Origin of the sequence: Arthrobacter sp. 754 (genome assembly GCF_040548695.1) — a bacterium.
Taxonomy (GTDB): Bacteria; Actinomycetota; Actinomycetes; order Actinomycetales; family Micrococcaceae; genus Arthrobacter.
Map to the genome: position 1 here is coordinate 830,228 of NZ_JBEPSC010000002.1, position 15,929 is coordinate 846,156.

Genomic DNA, 15,929 nt, shown 5'->3' on the forward strand with positions numbered 1-15,929 from the left:
GGAGGGCTAATTTCATGTCAGCTACATCCGCTTCACACGACTCCCGTCCGCAGTTCGTTTCCGTCCAGCACCTCACGGCGGGTCCTGAGCGCACCAAGGCCCAGCCACTGCGTCTGACCAGGCGCGGCCGGATCGTCCTGATTGGCATCCCGCTGGTCATCCTGGCTGCGGTCCTGCTGTCGCTGGCAGGATTCCTTAATGCCCCGGCCAAGGCAGCGGATTCGGCAGCGGATCTCTCGGTAACTCCCACGGTGTCTGTCACGGTTCAGGCGGGCCAGTCACTCTGGGCCATCGCCGGCGCGGTAGCACCCGAGAGGGATCCCCGTGATGTCATCGCCGATATTGTTCAGCTGAACAACCTCCCGGCCGGCGGCGTGGTGCCGGGCCAGCAGCTCTTCGTGCCCGCCAAGTAGGCTTCGGGGCAGCCAAAAGGGTATGCGCAGCCCCTCCGGCCCGTCATATTTTTCGGGTGTCTTCGTCGGCACTAAACTGTTCAGGTGAATGACCAGTTAGAGCGTCTGAACCGACTTCCCCTCCGGACCAATCTCCGTGGACTGACACCGTACGGTGCCCCGCAACTGGATGTCCCCATCCTGCTGAACGTCAACGAGAACACCCATGGCGTCCCGGCGGACGTCCGCGCCGCAATCAGCGCGGCTGTTACCGAAGCGGCAGCAGGGCTCAACCGGTACCCGGACCGTGAATTCACCGAACTCCGCGAAGCGCTGGCCGAGTACCTTGGCCATGGCCTTGACGCCACCAACATCTGGGCAGCCAACGGGTCCAATGAGGTCCTGCAGCAGATACTCCAGGCTTTTGGCGGGCCCGGACGCACGGCTCTGGGATTCCCGCCCACGTATTCCATGTACCCCCTCCTGGCCAGTGGCACCGATACCGGGTACATCATCGGGCAGCGTGCAGGGGACTACGGGCTGAGCGCAGAATCGGCAGCACTGCAGGTCAAGGAGCTGCAGCCGAACATCGTGTTCCTTTGCTCGCCAAACAATCCCACGGGCACGGGTCTGGGACTGGATGTAGTCGAGGCGGTCTATGCCGCAGGCGAGGCCAGCCAGACCATTGTGATCGTTGACGAGGCGTACCACGAGTTCGCCCACGACGGGACGCCCAGCGCCCTGACCTTGCTTCCCGGAAGGGAGCGCCTCATTGTGTCACGCACCATGAGTAAGGCTTTTGCCCTCGCGGGTGCCCGCCTGGGCTACATGGCAGCGGCGCCCGAAGTGACGGACGCCCTGCGCCTGGTCCGGCTGCCGTACCACCTCTCCGCCATAACCCAGGCGACAGGCCTGGCGGCCCTCCGGCACCGGACCGCCCTCATGGCCGACGTCCAGGACATCAAGGCGCAGCGGGACCGCATCGTAACGGAACTGACCCGGATGGGCCTCAAGCCCGCAGCCTCGGATTCGAACTACGTCTTCTTCGGCGGGCTGGACAGGCCGCACGAGGTCTGGCAGGAGCTGCTGGATGCCGGGGTACTGGTCCGCGACGTCGGAATCCCCGGCCATCTGCGTGTCACGGCGGGAACTGAGACTGAGACCACAGCGTTCCTGACCTCGCTGGAAGCCATCCTGGCCAGCCAGTCCAGGCTCCCCGCCTAAACTTGAACTACCGGCGCCTCGGGTGCCGCACCTCTGACTTCCCTTAAAGGACATATCACCATGACTTCCACCGGATCGAATGCTGCCGCACGGACCGCACGCATGGAGCGCGCCACCAGTGAATCGTCAGTGCTCGTGGAGATCAACCTTGACGGCACCGGCGTCTCAGACATCGACACGTCAGTCCCTTTCTACGACCACATGCTGACGGCGCTGTGCAAGCACTCGCTGATAGACATGACAGTCAAGGCAACCGGTGACACCCACATCGATGTCCACCACACGGTGGAGGACGTCGCCATCACGTTCGGTGAGGTCCTGCGCACCGCCCTTGGCAACAAGGCGGGCATCCGCAGGTTCGGCGAGGCCACGGTTCCCCTCGACGAAGCACTCGCCCACGCCGTCGTCGACGTCTCGGGCCGCCCCTACCTGGTCCACGGCGGCGAGCCGGCAGGGCAGGAGTACCACCTGATCGGCGGCCACTTTACCGGTTCCTTGACCCGCCATGTCTTTGAAGCCATCACCTTGCACGCCGGCATCTGCCTGCACATGAACGTCATTGCCGGCCGGGACCCCCACCACATCGTCGAGGCCCAGTTCAAGGCTTTTGCCCGCGCACTGCGCGCTGCCGTGGAACCGGATCCCCGCGTGGAGGGCATTCCTTCCACCAAGGGCGCCCTGTGACCGGCCAGATCCTTCGGGACGGCGCCGTGATCGATCCGGCAACCGGCATGAAGCCCGTGTCGCCCGAAGGAAAGCCCACGGTCACGGTGCTCGACTACGGTTCCGGGAATGTCCGTTCAGCCGTGCGCGCCCTGGAGCGGGCCGGCGCCGAGGTGCTCCTGAGTTCCAAACCCGAAGACGTCCTCAATGCCGACGGGCTCGTTGTGCCCGGCGTTGGCGCCTTCGAGACCGTGATGCGCGAGCTCAAAGCCGTGGACGGCATTCGCCTGATCGGCCGGCGCGTGGCCGGGGGCCGCCCCGTCCTGGCGATTTGCGTCGGTCTGCAGGTGCTGTTCGAGGCCGGCGTCGAACACGGGACCGAAGCCGAAGGCATGGGGGAGTGGCCAGGGAAGGTGGAGCTGCTTCCCGCCGACGTGGTGCCGCACATGGGCTGGAACACGGTGGACGTCCCCGCCGGGTCCAAGCTGTTCGCAGGTGTGGAGGACGAGCGCTTTTACTTCGTGCACTCCTACGGCGTCCAGGAATGGGACTTCGACGTGATCCAGCCCCGGATGACCGCGCCGCTGGTGACCTGGTCCGAACACGGTGCCCGCTTCATCGCTGCTGTGGAAAACGGGCCGCTCTGCGCCACCCAGTTCCACCCGGAGAAGTCCGGGGACGCGGGGGCCAGGCTGCTGCGCAACTGGGTGGACGGCCTTCGCAAGCCGAAGCCCGCGGACGGCGCTGCCTAGATGTGGTCGATTGTCCTCATGGGCCTCGCCGGCCTCCTGGTGGGCGGCGCGCTGTCTTTCCGGCAGCAGCGTAAGCCGCTGTGGACCCAGGTCAGCTTCTACGCCCTTGCCGCAATGTCCTTGCTGGCTGCCTACCTGCTGACGCTGCCAGGCAACTGAACAACATGACGAACCACCTTTAGCCCCGCCCAGCAACACCAAACCGAAGAGGATTTGAGATGACCAGCGCAACCGATCTGCCGGTTCTTGAACTGCTGCCCGCCGTCGACGTCGTCAATGGCCAGGCCGTCCGGCTTGTCCAGGGGGAGGCCGGCAGCGAGACCAGCTACGGCACCCCGCTGGAGGCTGCACTGAACTGGCAGAAGCAGGGCGCGGAATGGGTTCACCTGGTGGACCTGGACGCTGCGTTCGGCCGTGGTTCCAACGCAGAACTGCTGCGGGAAGTAGTGGGCCGGCTGGACATCAAGGTGGAGCTCTCCGGCGGGCTCAGGGACGACGACTCGCTGGAAGCGGCCCTGGACCTCGGGGTGGCCAGGGTCAACCTTGGCACGGCGGCCCTGGAAAACCCCGACTGGACCCGGCGCGCCATCGAACGCTTCGGCGACAAAATCGCCGTCGGACTCGACGTCCGCGGAACTACCTTGGCAGGCCGCGGCTGGACCAAGGAGGGCGGGGACCTCTGGGAGGTCCTTGGCCGGCTTGAAGAGGCAGGCTGTGCCCGCTACGTCGTCACGGACGTCACCAAGGACGGCACGCTTCAGGGCCCGAACGTGGAACTGCTGCGCCGGATGGTGGAAAAGACGGGCAAGCCCGTCGTGGCGTCCGGCGGCATCTCCAGCCTGGACGACCTGAAGGTCCTTCGATCGCTAGTGCCGTTGGGGGTCGAGGGAGCAATCGTGGGCAAGGCCTTGTACGCCGGCGCGTTCACCCTGCCCGAAGCACTCGACGTCGCCGGACGCCGCTAGCCGGATCCGTGGACACCACGAGTAACGGACAGGCCCCCGGCGGCACACCGGCTCCACGCAACCTCCCCGGACACATTGCCGCCGCCCTGGCGGGCGCAGGCGGCCCCACGGACTCGGCAGGCCGGCCCTGGGAAGGGCGCAGCCTCGCCGGGGACGACGCGAAGATCCACAACTTCGAGGACGACGACGGCGCGGCCGACGCCGGATACCTCGCCGCCGTCGCGGCCCTGGTCGGGGGCACTGGCGACGAGGCCGCGGTGGTGGCGTCGCTGGCCACCAGCCGCGTCTTCATCCCCATCATCGCCCAGCTCGGAGCCGAGGCCGCCGGCGTTGACGGACTCACGGCCGACAAGCAGGCAGACATGGCCCTGGTGATGCTGAAGGCGGCCGACGGCAGGACTGCCATGCCCGCCTTTACTTCTGCCAGGGCGCTGGCGGCGTGGCATCCTGAGGCCCGTCCCGTGGCGGTTTATGCCGCCAGGGCTGCCCTTTCGGCCGTGTCTGAGCAGGCGGAACTCATGGTCCTTGATCCCGGCTCGGACATCACCCTGGTGGTCCGCCGGCCGGCCCTCTGGGCGCTGGCCCAGCAGCAGCCCTGGGTTCCGTCATACGCGGATGCCGCGTTGGCCGCCGAAATGACCGCGGCAACCGCAGCGTTCCCGGCGGTCCGCAGCATCTCGCTGCTCCCTGGTTCCGGGGTCGCAGCCGTAACGGGCACCGGAGCGGAGCTTGCCGGGGGAGGGGCCGGACCTGAGCTCCAGGTGGTGCTCTACCTTGCGGACGGGCTCGATGCCTCCGCTGTCCAGGAACTCGTGTCCGGCCTCCAACAGGAGTGGTCCCGGAATGTATTGTTTGGAGAGCGCGTTGACTCACTGGAAATCAAGTTGCGGCGCGCGTCGCAGTAGCTGACGGCAGGCACGGAGATCCCGGGCTGCCGCGGCAGACCAAAGGATTCTTGTGAACTTCGCTCTTTACCGGGAGCTGCTGGCCGTACCGCGCATCCGGCGCCTGCTTCTGGTGGGCATGATCGCCCGCATCCCGCACTCGGCGGCCGGTGTTCTCCTCACCCTGCACATAGTCCTCACCCTGGGCCAGGGGTACGCCGCGGCCGGCGCCGCTGCGGCGGTGATGACCATCGGCATTGCGCTGGGTGCCCCCTGGCGCGGCCGGCGGGTGGACACCGTGGGCCTGCGCAGGGCGCTGATCCCGTCGGTTGTGTCCGAAACCATCATCTGGTCTGTTGTGCCGCATGTGTCCTATGAGTGGCTGTTGCCGCTGGTGTTCGTGGGCGGACTGCTCACGCTGCCCATCTTCAGCGTGGTGAGGCAGTCCCTGGGTGTCCTTGCTGCCGGCAACCAGCGGCGCACCGCGTTCGCCCTCGATGCCATCACCACCGAAGTGGTCTTCATGATCGGTCCCGCGGCCGGAGCCGTTGCGGCAACGAGCGGCTTCACCGTCGCCGGACTCACTGTCGTGGGCGTATCCACTTCCCTGGCGGGGCTGTTCCTGATGTGGTTCAACCCGCCCACGCGCAGCGCTGTCGAGCCGCACGCCGGCGGGAAGGTGGCGGAGGCCGCGGACCAGCGCTACGCAGCCGAAGCTGCGCTCGTCGCAGCTGCCCCTTCCCACCTTCCGGAAGCGGTGGCAGAGGTGGTTCCGGCCGGGACGGGCCCCGCCACGACCGGGCGAGCGGGCCTGCGGGGCAAGGTAGTCCACAATTTCGCCTGGTTCACTGCCGCCGTCGCGGCTATATTTGCTGTCGCGGCAGGCGCCGGCATGGTTCTGAGCGGCAGCGATGTAGGGATCGTCGCCGCGTTGGAAACGGGCGGGCGGCAAAGCGAAATCGGGATTGTCTTCCTCTTCTGGTGTGCTGCATCAGTGGTGGGCGGTCTCCTTTACGGCGCCATGCATCGCCCCGTCTCGCCCCTCATCCTGCTGCTGGGGATGGCAGCCCTGACCATTCCGATGGGCTTCACGCAGGACACCTGGACGCTTGCGTTGGTGTCCGTCCTGCCGGGACTGCTGTGTGCCCCGGTCCTCTCCGCAGCCTCCGAGAAGGTTGCAGAGCTTGTGCCCGAGGAAAGGCGCGGCGAGGCCATGGGCTGGTACGGTTCCGCGCTGACCAGCGGTGTGGCGCTTGGCGCACCCCTGGCCGGAGTCTTTATCGACATCGTGGGCCCTGCCGGCGGATTTGCCGCCGTGGGAGCCGCCGGAGTGGTGCTGTCCCTGCTGGGCCTGCTGCTCCAGTACCGCCTACGCCGCCGTGCGGCGGCCGAACCGACAGGCACCTGAACCGACAGGCACCTGAACCGTGCGGATGCGGGCGTTTACCACCGCCTGACAGAACGGCACCCCTGACCAACGGCTGTCTTAGCGAACGACGGCGGCGGCGGCGGACCCTGTGGTCCGCCGCCGCCGTCGTACTTCTTGAGTAGTTTTTACAGGCGGCGCCTAGTTGACGGCGCCGGTGTATTTCTCGCCCGGGCCCTTGCCGGGGGCGTCCGGAATGATGGACTCTTCGCGGAAGGCAAGCTGGAGTGAACGCAGGCCATCGCGCAACGGACCGGCGTGCTGGGAGCCGATTTCGGGCGCCGCTGAGGTCACCAGGCCGGCCAGGGCCGTAATGAGCTTGCGGGCCTCGTCCAGGTCCTTGAGTTCCTCGGCGTTGTCCTCGGCGGCAAGGCCGAGCTTCACGGCGGCGGCGCTCATGAGGTGAACGGCTGCCGTGGTGATGACCTCGATCGCCGGAACCTCAGAGATGTCCCGGATTTGCCGGGACACGTCCTCCTTGGCATCGGCGGCCTCAAAAACGTGCGAATTACTGTCTGGAGTGCTCATACTGGTAAGCTTGTCACAGACCGACTGGATGTCGTTATTTTGCTGTGTTAGGTCCCTCCGGCGCCAAGCTGCGCTGAGCGGGATTTTTTCTGTAGAATGGCATGCAGTTTGCAAGCGGAGATCTCTCCCACCCGCGTCAGCCGTTTTCCAGGAAGAAATTCCGCCGGAAGCAAGGTTGCCGGGTACCTGGTCGGGCATTTCCTGCGGCGTTGCGCCGGGGGTAATGCGCACAGCCTCTTCGGAGGAGTGTGCATCCGATCTTCGAGGCCTTCGATTGCTCCGGCAATTGGGGGCCTTCTCTATTTGCCGGTGGAATACCACATCAATCACAGGAGCTTTAACATTAGCGAGCCAAGAATCAATGAGCGTATCCGCGTCCCCGAGGTGCGGCTGGTCGGCCCTGCAGGTGAACAGGTAGGAATCGTCCGTATTGATGATGCCCTGCGTTTGGCTGCCGAATCCGATCTTGATCTCGTTGAAGTTGCGCCGCAGGCCAAGCCTCCGGTGTGCAAGCTGATGGACTTCGGCAAGTACAAGTACGAGGCTGCAGTCAAGGCACGTGAAGCCCGGAAGAACCAGACCAACACTGTTCTGAAGGAAATCCGCTTCCGCCTGAAGATCGACACCCATGACTACGAGACCAAGCGCGGCCATGCCCTGCGCTTCCTCGGCGCCGGTGACAAGGTCAAGGCCATGATCCAGTTCCGCGGCCGTGAGCAGCAGCGTCCTGAAATGGGCATCCGCCTTCTTCAGCGCTTCGCCGACGACGTCGCCGAGGTGGGCGTGGTCGAGTCCAGCCCGCGGATCGATGGCCGCAACATGGTCATGGTGGTGGGCCCGCTGAAGAACAAGGCTGAAGCCAAGGCTGAAGCACGCCGCGCGACGCAGCGTGCAGAGGCCAAGGCGCAGAACGAAGCCAAGGCAACAGGCGGCGGCCGGGTCGACGTCTCCGGCGACGACCAGGCACCGTTCACGCAGTCGCTGGCTGATCTTCTCCCCGAAGGTTTCGCCATCACCACGGAGCCGGAAGCCGAGGCCCCGGCAACGGAGCCCGAAGCACCGGAAACCGGGACCGAAGCAAACCAGGCACCGGAGACTGAAGAGCCGGCGGCAAAGGCTGAGACGCCCGTTGCGGCCGTCCCGGAAGCTTCCGCCAAAGCCGAGCCAGTGAAGGAAGCCGCCGCTCCGACGGCTCCCAGGCAGGCAGCCCCCAGGCAGACGGCGCCCAAGACGGCTCCGAAGGCCGCCGCCCCCAGGCGTGAGGCTCCGAAGGCTGCCCCGGCAGCCGCTGCGAAGGCGCCCGCTGCCGCCAGGCCCGCGGAATCAGCGAAGCCCGCGGAAGCCGCGAAGCCTGCGGAAGCCGCGGAGGCTGCCACACCGGCAGCTGCACCGGCTCCGGCTGCTCCGAGGCCTCCGGTCCCGATGCCCAAGCCGGTAGCCCGGCCGGCGGCTCCGAAGCCTGCTGCCAGGCCTGCCCCCAAGGCAGCCCCGAAGCCCGCTGGCAAGAAGACCACCTAGTTCGAAACTGTTGGAGTTGTCCTCCCGCAGTACGCAACCAGCACGCCGCCTGCAGGGGTGGCTGCTCGAAAGAACTGCAGACAATGTCTGTGGACACGTAAGGAGATCGGTTCCCATGCCGAAGATGAAGACCCACAGTGGTGCTAAGAAGCGCTTCAAGCTGACCGGCAGCGGCAAGCTGCGCCGCCAGCAGGCCAACCGCCGCCATTACCTGGAGCACAAGTCCTCCAGGCTGACCCGCCGTCTCGCCGGCGACAAGATTGTCTTCAAGGGTGACGCAAAGGTCATCCGGAAGATGCTCGGCATCTAAGTTCCAAGTTCTCTGACTGATGCCACCTGGCAGCAGTCAACTACCAAAAAGGCTTCTCAAGCCAGCCGGTTGTTCCGGCAGTAGATGCTTGGGATCAGATTTTCGAAGGAGTACGCACGTGGCACGTGTGAAGAGGGCGGTCAACGCCCACAAGAAGCGCCGGGTTATCCTTGAGCGCGCCAAGGGCTACCGTGGACAGCGTTCACGCCTGTACCGCAAGGCCAAAGAGCAGCTGCTGCACTCGTTTGTGTACAGCTACGGCGACCGCAAGAAGAAAAAGGGCGACTTCCGCCGCCTGTGGATCCAGCGCATCAACGCTGCATCGCGCGCCAACGGCCTGACCTACAACCGCCTGATCCAGGGCCTGAAGGCCGCTGAGGTCGAGGTTGACCGCCGCATGCTCGCAGAGCTGGCTGTTTCGGATGCCAACGCATTCGCTGCCCTGGTCAAGATTGCCAAGGACTCCCTGCCCGCCGACACGTCCGCTCCGGCTGTCCAGGCTGCGGCTCCCAAGGCACCCAAGGCGAAGGCTGCAAAGCCGGCCGCTGAAGTGGCTGCCAAGTAGTTCTCTGTTCGTCCGTTCAAGCTCCGGTGGCTCCAGCCACTAAGGTTCTTGTATGAACGAAACCGGGCGCCCGCAAGATGATTCACTGTCCAACCCCCGAGCTGATCGGGTGAGGAAGGTGGCACAGCTTGCCGGGCGCCCGGCCCGTTTAAAGCGGGAACAGTTTATGGCCGAAGGCCCCCAAGCTGTGCGCGAAGCGCTTACGCTGCACCGGAAGCGGCTGGCGGCAGGGGAGCAGGGCATCGTCGAAGAGGTATATGCGAGCGAGTCCTGCCTGGACCGGTACCCCGAATTTGAAGAGCTGGCGGAGGGCACCCCCGCCTACATCGCCACTGACGAAGTACTCGCCGCGATGGGGGATACCGTCACCCCGCAGGGCATTCTCGCTGTTTGCCGGTTCCTGGACGTCGGCCTTGAAGAAGTGCTCGACGCCGGACCCCGCCTGATTGCCGTCCTGTGCCAGGTCCGGGACCCCGGGAATGCCGGAACCGTGCTGCGGGCCGCCGATGCGGCCGGGGCCGACGCGGTGGTGCTGACAGGATCAAGCGTGGACATCTACAACCCCAAAGCGGTCCGTTCCACCGTCGGATCCATCTTCCACCTGCCCGTTGTCCTCGGCGCGGACGTTGCCGCAGTGGCCGCGGCCTGCCGCGCCCGCGGCATCGGGGTGTTGGCGGCCGACGGTTACGGGGATCTGAACCTGGACACCCTCCAGGATGAAAATGCCGCCCGCAGGACGGCCGGCTCCGGCATCGAATCGGTCTACGGGCTGGAGAGGCCCACTGTCTGGCTGTTCGGAAACGAAGCCCAAGGGCTCTCGGAGGAAGAACTGGCCCTGGCCGATCACCGGGTGGCGGTGCCCGTCTACGGAGCGGCGGAGAGCCTCAACCTCGGGACAGCTGCGACAGTGTGCCTCTACGCCAGCGCCCGGGCTCAAAGCAAAAGCGAGGCCGGCAGCTAGCCTCGGTTATTAAAAGGCAGGGCCCCGGATGAAGCTCCGGGGCCCTTGCTGTATGAGTAGGTGAGATGCCGGGAATCAGGGTGCGCGTGTGGTCTTGCTGCGTCCGGCGATGGCGCCATAGATGCCGGCAACGAGCAGGCCGCCGACGATCGCCAGGATCCAGGTACCCAGATCGAAGAAGGACTCAACGCCCCTGCCAAACAGGAGGCTGCCAATCCAGCCGCCGACGATAGCACCAACAACGCCAAGGACGAGGCTGGTGACCCAGCCGCCGCCCACCCTGCCGGGCATGACGGCCTTGACGATGGCCCCCACTATGAGGCCGAGAATAATCCAAGCAAGAAAACCCATGTCTCCTCCTTCATATTCGTCGGGATTAATTGTCCCGATTGTGTTCAAGCTAACACACGGCCTCCCCGTTGTCAGCAGGCTTGAGGCCTGTCGGACGTGCGTGCCCAGCGCCCGAAAAGGTACGGTATTCATGGGCGGCGCCCCTGCCCGTGCCGCGATTATTCCTACTGGTTCTTCTAACCCTGAATGCTGGTTCTTCCAACCCTGAAGAGGAGAAGCCTCCATGGCTGCAAATGGCGGTACCAAGGCGATCGTTGCGGCCCTCGCCGCAAACCTGACGATCGCCGTCCTCAAATTCGTTGCATTTATCCTGACGGCGTCTTCGTCCATGCTGGCGGAGGCAATTCACTCCCTTGCCGACTCCGGCAACCAACTGCTGCTTTTGATCGGCGGCAAGCGGGCCCGGAAAGAGGCTAGTGCGGAGCACCCGTTCGGCTATGGCCGTGAACGCTATATTTACGCATTCATCGTCTCCATTGTGCTCTTCAGCGTGGGCGGGCTCTTCGCCCTCTTCGAATCGTGGCAGAAACTGCAGCACCCGCACGCCATCGAGGGGGACTTCTGGTGGGTTCCGCTTGCCGTGCTGGTCGGCGCCATTGTGGCCGAGTCCTTCTCCTTCCGGACAGCAATCATCGAATCCAACCACGTCCGCGGCAAGCAGGGCTGGGTAAGTTTCGTGCGAACCGCCAAGCAGCCTGAACTACCGGTGATCCTGCTGGAGGACCTCGGGGCACTTCTTGGCCTGATGTTCGCACTGATTGGGGTCGGGCTGACGCTCATCACCGGCGACGGCATCTGGGATGCACTGGGAACCGGCATGATTGGCCTTCTGCTCGTGGCTATCGCAGTGGTGCTGGCCATCGAAACCAAGTCCCTGCTGCTCGGCGAGTCAGCCACCCGCGATGACGTGGCGAAGATCAGTGACGCGATCGAGGCCGGGGGCACCAACCGCATCATCCACCTCAAGACCCTCCACCTCGGACCCGAGGAACTGCTGGTGGCAGCAAAGATTTCCGTCGGCGCCGCAGACTCCGGCCGCGATATCGCCGCCGCCATCGACGAAGCGGAGGTCAGGATCCGGACGGCGGTACCGATTGCCCAGGTGATCTATCTCGAACCCGACCTGCACCGCGAAGATGCGCAGCGCAGCGGGCAGGTTACCGCAGATGCGGGGCCGCAGGACGTACAGCCCTGACCTGCAGGGCAGGTGAGGGCAATTGCCGCTCCCTTGTGAAGCCGTTGGCATTTTGATCCCGGATCAGGTGGCCAGCGGCTTCCTGCGTTCGAGGAGGCCGCTGACTACGGCGACGGCGAGCCCGAGGATGGCCAGCACGGCGCCCACCAGCGCGGGTGCCACGAAGCCCCAGCCCCAGGCGATCACCACACCGCCCAGGAAGGCACCCAGGGCGTTGGCAACGTTGAGCGCTGCATGGTTCAGTGAAGAGGCAAGGGACGGAGCGTCCGGTGAGGCATCCAGGAGCCGCGTCTGCAGTGCGGGGATCAGCAGGGAGCCGGATGCCCCCACCACAAAGACCATCACCAGGGCCGACCACGGCCAGTGGGCGGCAACAGCGTAAACCACGAGGGCAACGGCGATCCCGGGCAGTACCCAATACAACGTCCCCATCACCGACCTGTCGGCCAGTCTCCCGCCGATGACCGTCCCGGCCACCATGCCCAGCCCGTAGAGCGCCACCACAACGGGCAGCAACCCGGACGGGATTCCTGCCACCAGGGTCATGGTGTGTGCAATGTACGTGTAAGTGGCGAAGAAGCCGCCAAAGCCCACGACGCCGATCAGGATGGCAAGCCACACCTGGACGCGCCTGAGCGCACCGAGTTCGCGGCGGATGCTGGCGTCCGGATGAGCTGCCTGGAAAGGGACAAACCTCCACAGCAGGAAGAGTGTCAGCAGGCCGATGCCGCCAACGAGCAGGAAAAGCAGCCGCCAGCCGAAGGTTTGGCCTACCCACGTGGCCACGGGGACACCAATGACGTTGGAGACCGACAGACCGGCCATCACCATCGAGATGGCCCAGCCGCGCCGGGTAGGAGGAACCAGGGATGCCGCGATCACCGCCGCGACGCCGAAGAATGCGCCGTGCGGCAGTCCGGCCGCAAATCGGGAAACGAGCATCATCCCGTAGTCAGGGGCAATGTAGGACAGCAGGTTTGCCAGCGTAAAGAAGAGCATCAGCCCCAGCGCCAGGTGCTTTCGCGGCAGCCTGGCTCCAACGGCGGCGAGCAGGGGCGCACCCACCACCACGCCCAGTGCGTACGCGGAGATGAGATGACCCGCCTCGGGAGTACTGATGTTGAGTCCCTGCTCCACCTCTTTGAGCAGACCCATCATGGTGAACTCCGTGACACCGATTCCGACGCCGCCCATCGCCAGCGCGAAAATAGCGGCCGCTACATTCGGCTTGCTTGTTTTGGGACGGACGGGAGTTTCAACAACGCTGCTCATGTGCCTGCTTTTCAAAGATTCGGGAAGATCTCCTCCATGAAATTCTCCCTCATGCGTCGGCCCGCGCCCGACGGGCACCTGCGCCGCCGGACCGACGGCCCCATAGAATGATGCGGTGACTGGACTGATACAGGTAGTGGGCGGCGCCGTGGTGGATTCCCTGACGGAGCCCGCCCGGATGCTGGTGGCCCGCCGCAGTGCCCCCGAGCAGTTCGCCGGCATGTGGGAATTTCCCGGTGGAAAGGTGGAGCCCGGCGAAGCCCCGGTGGCCGCCCTCCACCGGGAGCTCCGGGAGGAGCTGGGGATCGGGGTCAGCCTCGGAGCCGAGCTCCCGGGTGAAACGGCGGCAGGGTGGCCGCTGAATGCAAAAGCAGCCATGCGGGTCTGGCTGGCCGAGATCACCGAGGGGGAACCCCATCCCCTTGAGGACCATGACGAACTGCGCTGGGTCGGGCTGGCTGACCATGCCGCCGTGCTGGACCTTCCTTGGATCCCTGCCGATTTCCCCATCGTTCAGGCGCTGCTGCGCTCCATCAGCGCTGAGGCGCTGACGTCCCGGAGGCTTTGAGCCGGCAAGCGCGGCAGGAAGCCCGCGGCCGCTGACGCCCCGTAATGCCTGACCGGCGCAGCCCAGGCACGCAGTTCAGAAAAGTGTTGGCTGCTGGCGGAGCGCTTCCGCCGGATGGCCCGGGGCCACCCCGGCTGCGCTGGAGTCACCCGTCCAGGAATTGGGCAGGCTTCCGGCGGGGTACTGGGCTTCCTCGCCGCGGGGATCGTCCTCGAGGTCACGGTGGCTGAAGCCGTGGGAACCGGAGAAGCCGTGCCGTTGCTTGTAGTACCGCACTTTTGCGGCAAGCCAAGTGCGGTACTCCTTGGACGCATATGATCCGGTCCCGTAGAGGCGCCGGTAGCGGCCGGCGAGTTCCGGGTGGGTTTTGGCAATCCACTGCATGAACCATTCCCGGGTGCCGGGCTTCAGGTACAGGGCGCCCGCCGTGACGCCGGTGGCTCCTGCGGCTGCCAGGGAACTGAAGAGGGAATCAAGTGCTTCGTCGCTGTCCGAAAGCCACGGCAGGATGGGCATGGCCATCACGCCGCACGGGAGTCCGGCATCGCGCAGCCGGGAAACCAGTTTCAGCCTGGCGCGCGGGCCCGGGGTTCCCGGCTCCACGGCCTCTGACAAGGCCTCGTCCGTCATGGCCAGCGAGATGCCCACTCCCACGGGAACCTGGGCGGCGGCCCGCTTCAGGAGGGGAATGTCCCGGGCAAGGAGCGTCCCCTTGGTAAGGATGGACAGCGGTGTGCCGGAGTCGGCCAGCGCCATGATGATGCCGGGCATCAGCTGGTAGCGGCCCTCGGCCCGCTGGTAGGGATCCGTATTGGTGCCCAGTGCCACCTGGTGGCGGCCCCAGGACGGCTTGGCCAACTCTTTCCGGAGGATCTCCGCAGCGTTGACCTTCACCACCACCTGGCTGTCGAAATCCAGTCCGGCGTCGAAGTCAAGGTAGGTGTGGCTTTTGCGCGCGAAACAATAGACGCAGGCGTGGCTGCAGCCCCGGTACGGATTGACGGTCCACTCGAACGGCATCTTTGAACCGGCAACCACCTTGTTGAGCACCGATTTGGCGGTGACCTCATGGAAGGTGATTCCGGCGAATTCGGGGGTGGTGACGGAGCGGACCAATCCGGCCAGGGGGAGCAGCGCAGGCACAGGTCCGGTTCCGGCCCCCTCGGCGGACGGCGGCAGCAGTGCTTGTGCATCCCATCTCATGCCCTCTATTCGAAGATACGTTCGAATGAATGTCAAGGACCGGCCCGCACTTTATTCCAGGAGGTCCCACACCACAGTGACGCTGGCGCCGATGCTTGCCTGCCCCGCCTCCACGCTAAGGGCTTCAGTTGCGACGGCCCGCTGGATCCGCCCAACGGGGACGGGACCGGGCAGATCAGAGCGCTCGGCAACGGAGACCACAGCGCCAAGCCGGGCCGAGGCAAGCGCGGCAAACTGTTCGGCCGCAGCAACCGCATCCGCCCAGGCAGCGGTCCGGGCCAGTGCCATCACTGCCGACTCATCGGAGAAACCGAGCTCGAGGCCGTTCAGCCGTACGTCATCGCCGCCGGCCCCAACCACGTCCGCGATCACTGCGGAAGCAGCGGCAACCTGCCGCAAACGGACTGTCAGCACGCTTGAGGCCACGTATCCGGCAACACGCTGGCCTTTGCCGTCGCGCCAGATGAGCTCGGGCCGCACGTTCAGTCCGGACGTCCGGATGTCGGCATCACCCACCCCGTGCCGCCGGAGCGCGCTGGAGACCGCCGAGGACGCCGTTCCGGCCTGCGAGTACGCGGCGCCCACGCTGTCGCGCCGGCACTCTACCCCCACGGACATGGTCAGCAGGTCAGGCGGCGCCTCGGCAGTTCCTGTTCCCGTTACGGAGATGGTCCTGGGGCGGGGCAGGTCCGGCACGGCTAAACCTCGATTCCGCCGGCATCGCGGGGAGCCGGCCTTGGTGTCCTCCTGTCAGCGTAGCCGCCGGCCGCCAGGCCCGCCTGCCGCTCAAAGAAATTAGCCGACGCAGGATCTCCGGCCCGGAGCAGGGACCATCCGGCGGCCAGGAAGTACAGCGGAAGGAACGGTACTCCCAGGCAGCAGGCGTACTGGCTGCAGTGCTTTTCCTCGTGCCCCAGGAGTGCCTCGTTCAAGACGAGCTGTTCAGCCCTGATCCGGCAGAGAACCACATTGCCCAGGGTGAAGGCGCCCGCATACGGCAGCCGCCACCGGTAACCGGAGGCAATGATGAGCCCACGCGGGCCACGGCTGACGGCGGTTCCGGCTGCCAGGGCAACTGCCAGGCCCAGGCCGGTGGTGCCGTTGACCACGTTGGCGATCTGCCTGGCCCGCTGTCCTGCCGTCACCTTCCCC

Annotated in this window: 20 protein-coding genes; 14 read left to right on the plus strand and 6 right to left on the minus strand. The window is 65.7% G+C overall.

Annotated features, from left to right (window positions below; all coding sequences use genetic code 11):
• Nucleotides 1–14: 14 nt before the first annotated feature.
• The 8 genes from ABIA70_RS09240 (at nucleotide 15) to ABIA70_RS09275 (ending at nucleotide 6,288) form a co-directional block, all read left to right on the plus strand.
• A complete protein-coding gene (locus tag ABIA70_RS09240) occupies nucleotides 15–413 on the plus strand; it encodes a LysM peptidoglycan-binding domain-containing protein (RefSeq protein WP_354147279.1) in 399 nt (132 codons plus the stop codon).
• Between the two features lie 84 nt (nucleotides 414–497).
• On the plus strand, nucleotides 498–1,616 hold the full coding sequence (locus ABIA70_RS09245; protein ID WP_354147280.1) for a histidinol-phosphate transaminase: 1,119 nt from the start codon (nucleotides 498–500) through the stop codon (nucleotides 1,614–1,616).
• Nucleotides 1,617–1,676: 60 nt separating this feature from the next.
• On the plus strand, nucleotides 1,677–2,300 hold the full coding sequence (gene hisB / locus ABIA70_RS09250) for an imidazoleglycerol-phosphate dehydratase HisB (RefSeq protein ID WP_354147281.1): 624 nt from the start codon (nucleotides 1,677–1,679) through the stop codon (nucleotides 2,298–2,300).
• A complete protein-coding gene (gene hisH / locus ABIA70_RS09255) occupies nucleotides 2,297–3,031 on the plus strand; it encodes an imidazole glycerol phosphate synthase subunit HisH (RefSeq protein ID WP_354147282.1) in 735 nt (244 codons plus the stop codon). The genes hisB and hisH overlap by 4 nt, the downstream gene beginning before the upstream one ends.
• Nucleotides 3,032–3,190 carry a CG2302 family histidine operon protein gene (locus ABIA70_RS09260; RefSeq protein WP_354147283.1) on the plus strand — a complete coding sequence of 53 codons (159 nt, stop codon included), beginning with the start codon at nucleotides 3,032–3,034 and terminating at the stop codon, nucleotides 3,188–3,190.
• Between the two features lie 59 nt (nucleotides 3,191–3,249).
• Nucleotides 3,250–3,996 (plus strand): bifunctional 1-(5-phosphoribosyl)-5-((5-phosphoribosylamino)methylideneamino)imidazole-4-carboxamide isomerase/phosphoribosylanthranilate isomerase PriA, encoded by a 747-nt coding sequence (gene priA, locus ABIA70_RS09265; protein ID WP_354147284.1) that lies wholly within the window; start codon nucleotides 3,250–3,252, stop codon nucleotides 3,994–3,996.
• Between the two features lie 8 nt (nucleotides 3,997–4,004).
• On the plus strand, nucleotides 4,005–4,901 hold the full coding sequence (locus ABIA70_RS09270) for an SseB family protein (protein WP_354147285.1): 897 nt from the start codon (nucleotides 4,005–4,007) through the stop codon (nucleotides 4,899–4,901).
• Between the two features lie 52 nt (nucleotides 4,902–4,953).
• Complete coding sequence (locus ABIA70_RS09275; RefSeq protein WP_354147286.1) at nucleotides 4,954–6,288, plus strand: MFS transporter; 1,335 nt, start codon at nucleotides 4,954–4,956, stop codon at nucleotides 6,286–6,288.
• Between the two features lie 159 nt (nucleotides 6,289–6,447).
• Here the strand turns inward: ABIA70_RS09275 and ABIA70_RS09280 are convergent, their stop codons facing one another.
• Nucleotides 6,448–6,834, minus strand: coding sequence for a DUF1844 domain-containing protein (locus ABIA70_RS09280; RefSeq protein ID WP_354147287.1), 387 nt, complete (start codon nucleotides 6,832–6,834; stop codon nucleotides 6,448–6,450).
• A 384-nt stretch (nucleotides 6,835–7,218) separates the two neighbouring features.
• Between ABIA70_RS09280 and infC the strand changes: the two genes are divergently transcribed.
• The 4 genes from infC (at nucleotide 7,219) to ABIA70_RS09300 (ending at nucleotide 10,188) form a co-directional block, all read left to right on the plus strand.
• The gene (gene infC, locus ABIA70_RS09285) at nucleotides 7,219–8,352 is read left to right on the plus strand and encodes a translation initiation factor IF-3 (RefSeq protein ID WP_354147288.1); all 1,134 of its coding nucleotides are present in this window, start codon (nucleotides 7,219–7,221) and stop codon (nucleotides 8,350–8,352) included.
• Nucleotides 8,353–8,467: 115 nt separating this feature from the next.
• Nucleotides 8,468–8,662: a 50S ribosomal protein L35 gene (gene rpmI, locus ABIA70_RS09290; RefSeq protein ID WP_009358635.1), complete on the plus strand. Its 195-nt coding sequence runs from the start codon at nucleotides 8,468–8,470 to the stop codon at nucleotides 8,660–8,662.
• Nucleotides 8,663–8,780: 118 nt separating this feature from the next.
• Nucleotides 8,781–9,227: a 50S ribosomal protein L20 gene (gene rplT, locus ABIA70_RS09295; RefSeq protein ID WP_354147289.1), complete on the plus strand. Its 447-nt coding sequence runs from the start codon at nucleotides 8,781–8,783 to the stop codon at nucleotides 9,225–9,227.
• 52 nt (nucleotides 9,228–9,279) lie between these two features.
• Nucleotides 9,280–10,188, plus strand: a complete 909-nt coding sequence (locus ABIA70_RS09300) for a TrmH family RNA methyltransferase (protein ID WP_354147290.1) — start codon at nucleotides 9,280–9,282, stop codon at nucleotides 10,186–10,188.
• A gap of 75 nt (nucleotides 10,189–10,263) precedes the next feature.
• Here the strand turns inward: ABIA70_RS09300 and ABIA70_RS09305 are convergent, their stop codons facing one another.
• A complete protein-coding gene (locus tag ABIA70_RS09305; RefSeq protein ID WP_354147291.1) occupies nucleotides 10,264–10,539 on the minus strand; it encodes a GlsB/YeaQ/YmgE family stress response membrane protein in 276 nt (91 codons plus the stop codon).
• A gap of 223 nt (nucleotides 10,540–10,762) precedes the next feature.
• On the opposite strand from ABIA70_RS09305, the gene ABIA70_RS09310 reads away from it, so the two are divergent.
• The gene (locus ABIA70_RS09310; protein ID WP_354147292.1) at nucleotides 10,763–11,734 is read left to right on the plus strand and encodes a cation diffusion facilitator family transporter; all 972 of its coding nucleotides are present in this window, start codon (nucleotides 10,763–10,765) and stop codon (nucleotides 11,732–11,734) included.
• Between the two features lie 63 nt (nucleotides 11,735–11,797).
• On the opposite strand, the gene ABIA70_RS09315 is transcribed toward ABIA70_RS09310, so the two are convergent.
• Nucleotides 11,798–13,006, minus strand: a complete 1,209-nt coding sequence (locus ABIA70_RS09315; RefSeq protein WP_354147293.1) for an MFS transporter — start codon at nucleotides 13,004–13,006, stop codon at nucleotides 11,798–11,800.
• A 115-nt stretch (nucleotides 13,007–13,121) separates the two neighbouring features.
• Between ABIA70_RS09315 and ABIA70_RS09320 the strand changes: the two genes are divergently transcribed.
• Nucleotides 13,122–13,574 (plus strand): (deoxy)nucleoside triphosphate pyrophosphohydrolase, encoded by a 453-nt coding sequence (locus ABIA70_RS09320; protein WP_354147294.1) that lies wholly within the window; start codon nucleotides 13,122–13,124, stop codon nucleotides 13,572–13,574.
• A gap of 75 nt (nucleotides 13,575–13,649) precedes the next feature.
• Here ABIA70_RS09320 and ABIA70_RS09325 read toward each other — a convergent pair whose 3' ends face one another.
• The 3 genes from ABIA70_RS09325 to ABIA70_RS09335 are packed head-to-tail and all read right to left on the minus strand — an operon-like array spanning nucleotide 13,650 to nucleotide 15,922.
• On the minus strand, nucleotides 13,650–14,777 hold the full coding sequence (locus tag ABIA70_RS09325; protein ID WP_354147295.1) for an Rv2578c family radical SAM protein: 1,128 nt from the start codon (nucleotides 14,775–14,777) through the stop codon (nucleotides 13,650–13,652).
• A gap of 51 nt (nucleotides 14,778–14,828) precedes the next feature.
• Nucleotides 14,829–15,473, minus strand: a complete 645-nt coding sequence (locus ABIA70_RS09330) for an SIMPL domain-containing protein (RefSeq protein ID WP_354147296.1) — start codon at nucleotides 15,471–15,473, stop codon at nucleotides 14,829–14,831.
• 2 nt (nucleotides 15,474–15,475) lie between these two features.
• Entirely contained in the window at nucleotides 15,476–15,922 is a 447-nt protein-coding gene (locus ABIA70_RS09335; RefSeq protein ID WP_354147353.1) for a hypothetical protein, read from the minus strand.
• Nucleotides 15,923–15,929: the final 7 nt, after the last annotated feature.

Bases quoted from the DNA above. Each gene is read 5' to 3' on its own strand.
- rpmI (WP_009358635.1), top strand. From the start codon at position 8,468: ATGCCGAAGATGAAGACCCACAGTGGTGCTAAGAAGCGCTTCAAGCTG.
- ABIA70_RS09315 (WP_354147293.1), bottom strand. From the start codon at position 13,006: ATGAGCAGCGTTGTTGAAACTCCCGTCCGTCCCAAAACAAGCAAGCCG.
- ABIA70_RS09300 (WP_354147290.1), top strand. From the start codon at position 9,280: ATGAACGAAACCGGGCGCCCGCAAGATGATTCACTGTCCAACCCCCGA.
- hisB (WP_354147281.1), top strand. From the start codon at position 1,677: ATGACTTCCACCGGATCGAATGCTGCCGCACGGACCGCACGCATGGAG.
- ABIA70_RS09325 (WP_354147295.1), bottom strand. From the start codon at position 14,777: ATGAGATGGGATGCACAAGCACTGCTGCCGCCGTCCGCCGAGGGGGCC.
- ABIA70_RS09260 (WP_354147283.1), top strand. From the start codon at position 3,032: ATGTGGTCGATTGTCCTCATGGGCCTCGCCGGCCTCCTGGTGGGCGGC.
- priA (WP_354147284.1), top strand. From the start codon at position 3,250: ATGACCAGCGCAACCGATCTGCCGGTTCTTGAACTGCTGCCCGCCGTC.
- ABIA70_RS09305 (WP_354147291.1), bottom strand. From the start codon at position 10,539: ATGGGTTTTCTTGCTTGGATTATTCTCGGCCTCATAGTGGGGGCCATC.
- ABIA70_RS09310 (WP_354147292.1), top strand. From the start codon at position 10,763: ATGGCTGCAAATGGCGGTACCAAGGCGATCGTTGCGGCCCTCGCCGCA.
- ABIA70_RS09280 (WP_354147287.1), bottom strand. From the start codon at position 6,834: ATGAGCACTCCAGACAGTAATTCGCACGTTTTTGAGGCCGCCGATGCC.
- ABIA70_RS09240 (WP_354147279.1), top strand. From the start codon at position 15: ATGTCAGCTACATCCGCTTCACACGACTCCCGTCCGCAGTTCGTTTCC.